The organism is Methylibium sp. T29, from assembly GCF_000576205.1.
Lineage (GTDB): Bacteria > Pseudomonadota > Gammaproteobacteria > Burkholderiales > Burkholderiaceae_C > Methylibium > Methylibium petroleiphilum.
This window is the reverse complement of record NZ_AZND01000374.1, coordinates 1-2556: the sequence shown is the minus strand read 5'-3', so window position 1 is coordinate 2556 and position 2556 is coordinate 1. Positions and strand designations below refer to the sequence as shown.

3 protein-coding genes are annotated in these 2556 nt (G+C 71.5%); 1 reads left to right on the top strand and 2 read right to left on the bottom strand.

The window, feature by feature from the left end; translation table 11 throughout:
* Positions 1-449 precede the first annotated feature (449 nt).
* On the bottom strand, positions 450-1103 hold the full coding sequence (locus tag x551_RS21030; protein ID WP_051495964.1) for a DUF2238 domain-containing protein: 654 nt from the start codon (positions 1101-1103) through the stop codon (positions 450-452).
* Between the two features lie 25 nt (positions 1104-1128).
* Complete coding sequence (locus x551_RS21025) at positions 1129-2004, bottom strand: transglutaminase family protein (RefSeq protein ID WP_051495965.1); 876 nt, start codon at positions 2002-2004, stop codon at positions 1129-1131.
* A gap of 249 nt (positions 2005-2253) precedes the next feature.
* Between x551_RS21025 and x551_RS21020 the strand changes: the two genes are divergently transcribed.
* On the top strand, positions 2254-2556 hold a 303-nt coding region (locus x551_RS21020; protein ID WP_216701354.1), incomplete at its 3' end, for a hypothetical protein.

The following is a 2556-nucleotide window of genomic DNA, read 5'->3' as shown; positions in this document are numbered from 1 at the left end:
CCTTGCCCGCATCGCCGCCTGCCGCTGCGTCGGCGAGCCCCTTGCAGACCCTGCCGCCGACTCACCCGGGCGATCCGCAGATCAGCGTGCCGCTCGGCAAGCCGGCCCCGCCGCCAGGGGCCCCGTCCTCCCGCACCGGTGGCGCCGCCGCCGCCCGCCGCCGATCTGCGTGGTGAGTCGATGGCGAGTTGCGATCGCCTGTCCGGCAAGGCCGCGGTGGCCGAATGCCGCCGCCGCGTGGCGACGCAGGGCAGTGCGCGCCCGACGCCGCCCTGATCTCATCGGTTCAAAAGAAGCCCGGTGCGGCTCGCGCCACACCGGGCAATTGACGATGATCATTCCTGGTGGATTGGCGTCCAGAGGAATGGATTCATCCTAGTGGCTGGCCGCCGCCTGCGGGCCGGGAAAGCCTCCCGAAGTGAGGGGGCGGCGGGCCGGTGGCGGGGCGCTCAGGGACCGTTCTGGACGGTCAGCGCCCTCAATTGCCGGTCGTGCCGGCGCGCCAGCAGCCACTGAGCGGCCATCGCGCCGAGCCACGCGCAGAACATGTCCTTCTGGGTGTCGAAGGGGTCGCCCTGGGTGCCGAGAAACTCATCGGCGCCGCCGCCCAGCGCCTCGGCCGCGCCCCACTCGATCAGCTCGTAGAGCGCGCTGATCGCCAGGCAGACGGCGGTGACCAGCGTGAACAGCCAGCCGCCGCGCATCTCGGGCCGCGCCAGCGGCGTGAGCCGCAGCAGCAGTTCGCGCGCCACGATGGCCGGCACGAAGCCCTGCATCAGGTGTCCGATGCGGTCGTAGTGGTTGCGCTCGAAGCCGAACCACTGCTGCATCCAGTGGCCGAGCGGCACGCGTGCGTAGGTGTAGTGGCCGCCGAGGATCAGCACCGCCATGTGCAGCGCGATCAGGCCGTAGAGCAGCGGCGTGAGCGGGAAGCGCCGGTGCGTGGCCAGCAACAGCGGCAGGGCGATCAGCACCGGTGCCACCTCCATCAGCCAGGTGCCGCGCTCGTACGGCCCGATGCCCGACCAGAGCAGCAGCGCCAGCACGGCGGCGGTGTAGATCCACAGACCCTTGAGCGACAGGCTGGCAGTGTTCGGCGGCATGCGCCGATGCTGCCAGAGGAAACGGTCAGCCGCCGGCGTCGGCGAGCGCCAGCTGCTGCGGGCCCACCGCCTCGATCTGCGGGTTCATGCTCAGCATGCGGGCCGGGCCGAACAGCGTAGCGAAGGCCACGTCCTTGGCGTCGCGGCCGCTGGCGATGCGGACCAGATCGTCCACCGGCGACATCCGCGTCGGGTCGAACAGCACCCAGCGGCCGCCCAGCCAGGCCTCGAACACCGCGTGAAAGTCGGGGGGCGGCTCGTCGAAACGCGCATAGCCGACCGCCAGGCGCGCCGGGATGTTGAGCGCGCGACAGAAGGTGACGCCCAGGTGGGCGAAATCGCGGCACACGCCGGCGCGCTGCACGAACACCTCGCGCGCCGTGGTGGTGGGTCCGGTCGAGCCGATCGCGTACTCGATGTGCTCGAAGATCCAGTCGGCGATCGCCTGCACCCGCGCATGGCCGGGTGGCAGGTGACCGAACAGCTTGTAGGCGGCGCGGCCCAGCAGGTCCGACTCGCAGTAGCGCGTGGGCGCCAGGTTGTGGAGCACGTGGTCGGGCAACTCGTGGATCGGCTGCTCGGGGGCGCGCAGATCGCGCGTGAACGGCCGCTTCTTCACCAGGGCCCGGTACAGCAGCGTGAAGCGGCCGGCCTCGACGTGCACGCGCGTGAAGCGGTGCCCCTGCGTGGGATCGGCGAAGACGTGGAAGGCGGCGTCGCTGTGGAAGTCGATCGATTCGCCGGCGATGTGCTGCTCGGCGTCCTTCAGCGCGTGCACCAGGAACACGAAGTCGGTCGGGGCATCGACCTCGTAGGTCAGCTCGCAGTCGACCCGGAAGGCCCGCTCGGCGGCGCGCCGCGAGGACAGCCGAAACGGTTTGAGGAGGGCGGAGAGCGGCATGGCTGACGGTGGGGAGGACATGGCGACGATTTCATCCTCGGGTGGCCTCCCGAGCCATCGGACGCGTTGCCGCGACCGCGTAGGACGCCGCCGCAGCACCGAGATGGCGCACGTGCCGGGCTGCATCGCCCGTTCGCGGGCTCGGGTCCGCGGCGTCGCGGCGACATCGCAGCGCTGGAAGCGAACACTACAATGCCGCGGCCTATGCGTCCGCCCATCGTCCGTCTGCGCTCTGCTCTCGTCCTGGCCGTGCTGGCTTGGTTCGCGCAGCTCTGCCTGCCGGTGGCACACGCGGCGGTCATGTCTTCGCCCAGCACCCAGCTGCTCGGGTGGTGCGGCGATCCTTCCGGCGCGCTCGCGATCGCGGCCGAGCTGCCCGCCGAGATCCGCGAGGGACTCGGGCTGGACGGCCTGCATCCCGATCACCTCGCTTGCGCGCAGCTTTGCGCGGCCGGGACCACGCCACCGACGGTGCCCGTCGCGAACACGGTGCTGCTGCGCGCGGCGGGTCTCGAGCCTGCACCGGCGCGCGAGCGGCCTGCGCCGCGCACG

Bases quoted from the DNA above. Each gene is read 5' to 3' on its own strand.
- x551_RS21025 (WP_051495965.1), bottom strand. From the start codon at position 2,004: ATGCCGCTCTCCGCCCTCCTCAAACCGTTTCGGCTGTCCTCGCGGCGC.
- x551_RS21030 (WP_051495964.1), bottom strand. From the start codon at position 1,103: ATGCCGCCGAACACTGCCAGCCTGTCGCTCAAGGGTCTGTGGATCTAC.